Consider the following 6,502-nt stretch of genomic DNA (forward strand, 5'->3'; position numbering starts at 1 on the left):
AAACGATGAATTTGATTCATCTTGATGGTTGAGATGGGAGTGCATGCAGCACTCCCCTGACAAATTAGATTTTGCCAACTAGGTCTAGTGAAGGTGCTAGTGTTTCTTCACCTGGCTGCCAAGAAGCTGGACATACTTCACCATCGTGAGATGCGATGTATTGAGCAGCTTGTACTTTACGTACTAGCTCTTTAGCACTGCGACCAATACCTAGGTCATGCGTTTCGATAACTTTGATTTCGCCCTCTGGGTTGATAACAAAAGTACCGCGAAGTGCCAGACCTTCTTCTTCGATCATCACACCGAAGTTACGAGTAATACGGCCTGTTGGGTCACCAATCATTGGGAATTGGATTTTCTTAATGGTGTCTGACGCATCGTGCCATGCTTTATGCGTGAAGTGCGTGTCTGTCGATACAGAGTAAACATCAACACCCATTTCTTGTAGCTGTGCATAGTAGTCAGCTAAATCACCAAGCTCTGTTGGACACACGAAAGTGAAGTCCGCTGGGTAAAAGAATACGATTGACCATTTACCTAGTAGGTCTTGCTCAGAAACTTCTACGAAGTCGCCACCATGGTATGCTGTTGCGTTGAATGGTTGAATTTTAGTATTGATTAATGAAGTGCTCATCGCTTTCCTCACTGTTGTTTAGTTTAAAATAATGTTGGCGATTACTGTTCGCCTTGGCTTGAGTACAAAGATAAGGGGAAGTGATGATTAAATAAAATGGATTGTTTGAATCACTGTAATCGGAAAAACCGATAACTCACTTTTAAATGATCAACTAATTCAGCATAAGAGTATAAAAATAAGATAATTACGGTATGATCCCAGCAATTAACTACAGCAGAGCGTGACTATGCACCCGTACTTCAATCATATTCAACTTGGTTACTTTGGCTTCGTTCCCTTTTTGGCTTGTATCGCGTGGACGCTAATGACAGGTGTATCAAGTGACGTGCTTCATGCTTTTCAGTTTTACAGTCTGGGGATTCTAGCTTTTATGGCGGGAAGTTTATGGCGTGCAGGTGAGCAAACCTACAAACAAGCGATACTGTCCGTGATTGTCGTGATCCCTTACCCCCTGCTTAGTATTGCAGCACCACAATGGTTGCTTCTCTATCTCGCTATCGCATATTGGCTCGTATATTTTATAGAACGCAGTTCGTCTCGCTGGGGTGACTATCATAAAGACTATCAAAAAATGCGAACGGTGCTAACTTCTCTCGTTTTTGTTAGTCACCTATTTATGATTGCTCAAGCACTTGAGTTAAACGCATAAGCGGCTTGCTTCTGAAGCTCAATTAACTATAACTAAAGATAACTGAAGCACCAGAAGCCAAAGTATTTTGATCAAACGCGCGTTACCTCCCTTAGTCATATGGATAGCCATCATCATTTTTGGTGGCTACATGTACTATATTGGTCACTACGAATACGAGAGCTACGAAGAGTTGTTCTGGTTCGGTATTTCTTTCACTTTATTCAATTTGATCACCAGAGAAATCGCAAATCCGTTCTTACGCCTTGCCCTACTTGTGTATTGTGCGGGCCTACTCCTTGATATTATTGATAATTTTACCGACGGTTTTTCCATTCCCTTACTTAATTTTGACACTTCTTTGAAAAATATCGGTTTTTTACTCATCAGCTTTGGTTTTTACTGCATGATCACCAATAAAAGAGCCAGCATTACAGAGCTAAAAAAAGAAGTAGAGAGAAGAAGGTTGTTAGAGGAGCGGATGCGGTATGAAGCTAACCATGATGCAATGACGGGTGTAGGCAGTCGTCGCGCATGTTTTGAAGGCTTGCAAACACATCGCTTTGATAATCAATGGCTGCTATACCTCGATTTGGATAATTTCAAGCAGGTGAATGACAACTATGGCCATCATATTGGCGACGAGGTTTTGATTAAGTTTACGCAGAATATGAAAGATTACTTTGGCTTAGACTACAGCTTTCGTATCGGGGGAGACGAATTTATTGCCTATATTAATGCGGTGCTTCCGGACACAGATGAAGTAAGAGCGGCATTATTAAAAGGATTACACGATTACAAAATTAACGTCAGTATTGGAATGGTCAAAGTTGACCCAGCTAAACAAGCTGATCTCATCATCCACGAAGCCGATGAGCATATGTATGGCGATAAACGCGGTAAATCACTAAGATCTAGTGCTAGAGGGTAACATCACAGCACTGTTTTATTGGTTAAATTTCAATGACGCTCAGCGCACCAAAATCCAATCACAATTCTACGCTAACTTCTCTAAACTTATAGCTTTTTTAAAATCTAAAGAAGTAGCACTATTTTCCAATGATTGCTAAGCTTGCGTTAATATCAAGTTACAAGGGAAAATAACGTGTTTGCAAAACTATTTACAAACAATGAAACCCAACAAGCCTTATTAGCCGCGCAACAAGAGATTGCCAGTTTAAAACATGCGAATGCGCAATTAGTTGCTGAAAATGAGTCATTAAAACAAGAAGTTGTAAGCTCACAAGCTGCGCTCAATGATAATACTGACAATCAACTACTGCAGTGTGCATTGACTGGGTTAAGCCAAGTGCAAGGGATCCGCGAAACCGTTCTTGCAAGCTTTATGAGTATTGAAGAAGAAAGCCATTCAATTGAGCAAGTAAACTCCGCCTTTTCTAAATCTGAAACCGCATTGCGTAAAATACTCACGGGAATGGAGCAGCTCGGCGGTAATATGGACAGAATGACCACCAATATTTCTGGACTATCGCAGATGGCCGATAGCATTAATACCTTTGTTACGACGATTTCAAAAATTTCAGATCAAACGAATCTGTTAGCGCTTAATGCTGCTATTGAAGCCGCCCGGGCGGGTGAAGCTGGCCGTGGCTTTTCGGTTGTCGCCGATGAGGTACGTGCACTGGCAACCAACACCAACGAGTCCGCCAACGAAGTCTCCGATCTGGTCAAAAAGATCATCGATACGACTCATACAACCGTGAGTGCCGTGGAAGAAATTCAAGCGTCTAATATCACGCTGTCTGACAGTATTGGACACTTAAACGATGAATACGAAGGGATAGTAAGTTGTTGTGATTCAATGAAAGACACCATTTTAGTTTCTACCACCCAAACCTTTATCCAGACCGTAAAGCTCGATCATGTCGTTTGGAAAGGAGACGTATACAACGTTATTATTGGCAATAGCCATAAAAATATCAGCGACTTTGCCGATCATACGATGTGCCGCTTAGGTAAGTGGTTTGGTGGCGATGGCGCCCAAAAGTTTGGTGGTCACAATGCGTTTAAACGCCTAGAAGCTCCGCATAAAGAAGTCCATAGAGCTGGTGTAGAAGCAATGAAAAAGTTTAAAGCAGGTGATTCTCAAGGCGCAGTAAAACAGCTTAACCAAATGGAACATGCCAGCGTTGAAGTAATGGACTTACTCGATCAACTAGGGCATTGATAAGCAAGTTCTTTACAGACACATAGCAACCGAAAGCGAATTTCAGAGGTACGATAAGGTTAATACCCAATGGCTAGAGAGAGCAAAAGGCTGACTCAGGGAGATATTATGGACAACCGAGATGAATTAATAAACCTAACTAAAAAAGGGATAGGATTCCCATTTGCAGGTTTAATGGTAATTTGCTTTTGTACTTTAGCCATTCATTTTATGCCGCAAAGACAAGCTTTGGTCATGGTGATTTTTGCAACCGGAAGTACATTCCCAATAGCCTTCCTAATCTCAAAAATGTTCAAAGTCAATCCATTTGCTAAACACCCCCCGTTATCAAACTTAGGGACGGTGTTAGCATGCGCCCAATTTTTATATTGGCCAGTATTAATCTTAGTATTTCAATTAGTCCCAAATTGGTTCCCTTTTGCCTTCGCCATTCTTTTTGGCTCTCACTTCATTCCATTTGGTTGGCTTTATAAAAGCAGAGCTTATTACTTTCTGGGCATTGCAATGCCTTTAGTTGGGTGTGTAATGACGGCTTTTGGCAGCGAGTTTTCCTATTCGTATACATTTTGGGCACTTATTCCTCTGTATTTTTTTACGTGTATACTACTTCTTAAAGAGAACTCTTCATTTAGGTATGCTGAGTTATAAACGCTTATAATAGACAAATAATGGTCCTACACCGTTCCGATATAAATAAAGGAAATCAATGCAATACCAGACTAAAAGGATAATAGGCTGTATTTTCCTTTCAACATTTGCGGGTATTGCTATCTTTACTGCAGTTGCACATCTTTCATGTATTTATTTGGGTGCTAGTTGCTATCGCGCGCAACTTGCTCCAGCAGATATTATCGACTCCGCCATCGCAGGCACTTGGTATGCGCCTACTGCAACCGTTTTTATCTCCGCATTATTTCTAACCACTGCCGCCTACGCACTTTCCGCCCTTAAGTGGCTCAAACCATTACCTATGCTTCGCCCCGCCATCTTTACTATTTCAACGTTATGTTTAGTAAGGGGAGCAATTACACTGCCGCTAGCCATTGTTTTCCCTGAAAAAACCACCAGTTTTGCAATTGTGGCTGGAGGGATTTGGTTTTTGGCTGGTGTATTCTGTCTAGTTGGCTTTAAACTAATAAAAGAGCCAATTGCTACAAGATAATAGCCGGATTTGATAAACTCCTCCTTTTACTGATTTAGATTGTTACATGATACTCGATAAAAACTGGCGTATTCTTACCGTTGGTGACGGCGATTTAAGCTTCTCATATTCATTAGCAAAACATTTTGCTCCAGCCCATCTTACTGCCAGTGTTTACGACAGTGAAAGTGAACTTAAGCATAAATATCAAGATAATGCATTTGATAAGCTGCATGATTTAGGAGTTACTGTAGTGACTCAATTTGATGTCACTGAGGCGCATTGTTGGCAAAAAGTGCCGCTGCATGCCTTTGATGCAGTTATTTTTCAATTTCCTCTCATTCCTGCATTTGATTCGTTTGAAAGCTTCCAAAACCAGACCTTGAGCGTTAACAGCCTCAATCGGAAATTGCTGCGAGAATACTTAATAAACGCTGCGGCTTATGCACTTGACCCAGATGGCGCTCAGCTCGGGATCATTACGTCAAAGGACGTAAAGCCCTATATTGAGTGGAATCTAGAAGGCAGCCTGATCACCGGGCTTGAGCAATATTACCTCGGCCAATCTCGATTTGAGATTTCACAATTCCCAGAGTATCAAATTCGCAATGTCGACCGTGATAAGCACGTAAAAGACACCAGTGGTATTAGCTATTACTGGTCTGTTAACCCAGCTCACGCCATAAAAGAAAAACTCAAAGTGCCTGACTACTTGGGTGATAATTACTGTACCATTTGTAGAGCAGGCCCTTTTATCAATGACAGCGATAAGCTCGCGCACTTAGACTCGAAAAAGCATAAAAATATGCAAAAACATGAAAGTGCTTGGCTTACCTACCTGAGTACGTAAACAAAATTGGAACGATAACAAAAAGAAAACATTGAAAATTAAAAGTAAATAAATCAACAAATAACCATTTCAAAAGCTAAGAAAGGCATAAAATATACAAAAGTAATTGAGCCATTATTTAGACACGATTAGACTAGCCTTATATCGCCATTTTTAAGCTTGTTATTTATCTTATTGGGGTCTCAATGCCACTACTTAGCCGCGACTTTGTCATTGCGATTTTATGCCTACTTTGCGCTATGGTCACCATTCAATCCGGTGCCTCTATTGCCAAGCAGTTATTTCCGTTTGTGGGGCCCGAGGGTACCACAGCATATCGCCTTGGATTTTCAGCTCTTATTTTATGCTTGGTGTTCAAACCTTGGCGTCATTTACCAACAAACTGGCGACCACTCATCGTTTATGGCCTATGCTTGGGCGGCATGAATATCACCTTTTACTATGCCATTGAGCGTATCCCTATTGGCATTGGTGTGGCATTAGAGTTTACCGGGCCGCTCGCCGTAGCGCTGTTTTCATCTAAACGGAAACGTGATTATTTGTGGGTTGCATTTGCTATTTTGGGGATCTTGCTATTGTTACCAGATCTTGGTGATGTCAATGGTTTAGACCCAGTCGGTGTTGCTTTAGCCTTGGTTGCTGGCGCTTGTTGGGCGGGATATATTCTCTATGGTAAGCGCTCAGGCAATGAAAGTTCCGGCGGGGTGACTGTGGCAATCGGCATGACGGTTGCGGCCCTTGCTATCGTGCCGTTTGGTATCGTTTCACAAGGTGCTGCACTGCTTGATTGGTCACTTATTCCATTGGGTATCGCGATTGGTTTATTATCCAGCGCCCTGCCTTATAGCCTAGAAATGGTGGCGCTTCGAAAAATGCCCGCACAAGGGTTTAGTATTTTAATGAGCGTTGAACCTGCGGTTGCGGCGTTGGCTGGCTTTTTAATTCTCGGAGAGTTGCTGACTGTTTGGCAATGGCTTGCCATTTTTATGGTAATTACCGCTTCCGTCGGCAGTTCGGTGTCTAGTAAAGAGTAACTTACCTGAGATCTGTATAAGAAC

8 protein-coding genes are annotated in these 6,502 nt (G+C 41.8%); 7 read left to right on the forward strand and 1 reads right to left on the reverse strand.

Annotation, left to right across the window (positions count from 1 at the left end; translation table 11 throughout):
* Nucleotides 1–64: 64 nt before the first annotated feature.
* Nucleotides 65–634: an alkyl hydroperoxide reductase subunit C gene (ahpC, locus tag BB427_RS15615; protein WP_069021780.1), complete on the reverse strand. Its 570-nt coding sequence runs from the start codon at nucleotides 632–634 to the stop codon at nucleotides 65–67.
* 229 nt (nucleotides 635–863) lie between these two features.
* Between ahpC and BB427_RS15620 the strand changes: the two genes are divergently transcribed.
* From BB427_RS15620 to BB427_RS15650, 7 genes are all read left to right on the forward strand, one after another.
* The gene (locus tag BB427_RS15620) at nucleotides 864–1,286 is read left to right on the forward strand and encodes a DUF3429 domain-containing protein (protein ID WP_069021782.1); all 423 of its coding nucleotides are present in this window, start codon (nucleotides 864–866) and stop codon (nucleotides 1,284–1,286) included.
* A gap of 130 nt (nucleotides 1,287–1,416) precedes the next feature.
* On the forward strand, nucleotides 1,417–2,196 hold the full coding sequence (locus BB427_RS15625) for a GGDEF domain-containing protein (protein ID WP_017218245.1): 780 nt from the start codon (nucleotides 1,417–1,419) through the stop codon (nucleotides 2,194–2,196).
* Nucleotides 2,197–2,370: 174 nt separating this feature from the next.
* Nucleotides 2,371–3,453, forward strand: a complete 1,083-nt coding sequence (locus BB427_RS15630) for a methyl-accepting chemotaxis protein (RefSeq protein ID WP_069021784.1) — start codon at nucleotides 2,371–2,373, stop codon at nucleotides 3,451–3,453.
* A 69-nt stretch (nucleotides 3,454–3,522) separates the two neighbouring features.
* On the forward strand, nucleotides 3,523–4,101 hold the full coding sequence (locus tag BB427_RS15635; protein WP_069021786.1) for a DUF7010 family protein: 579 nt from the start codon (nucleotides 3,523–3,525) through the stop codon (nucleotides 4,099–4,101).
* Nucleotides 4,102–4,159: 58 nt separating this feature from the next.
* Nucleotides 4,160–4,615 carry a hypothetical protein gene (locus tag BB427_RS15640; RefSeq protein WP_069021788.1) on the forward strand — a complete coding sequence of 152 codons (456 nt, stop codon included), beginning with the start codon at nucleotides 4,160–4,162 and terminating at the stop codon, nucleotides 4,613–4,615.
* Nucleotides 4,616–4,661: 46 nt separating this feature from the next.
* Nucleotides 4,662–5,444, forward strand: coding sequence for a Rossmann-like fold-containing protein (locus tag BB427_RS15645; protein WP_069021790.1), 783 nt, complete (start codon nucleotides 4,662–4,664; stop codon nucleotides 5,442–5,444).
* Nucleotides 5,445–5,629: 185 nt separating this feature from the next.
* Complete coding sequence (locus BB427_RS15650; RefSeq protein ID WP_069021792.1) at nucleotides 5,630–6,478, forward strand: EamA family transporter; 849 nt, start codon at nucleotides 5,630–5,632, stop codon at nucleotides 6,476–6,478.
* Nucleotides 6,479–6,502 lie beyond the last annotated feature (24 nt).

This window comes from Pseudoalteromonas sp. BMB, from assembly GCF_001709235.1.
Classification (GTDB): domain Bacteria; phylum Pseudomonadota; class Gammaproteobacteria; order Enterobacterales; family Alteromonadaceae; genus Pseudoalteromonas; species Pseudoalteromonas maricaloris.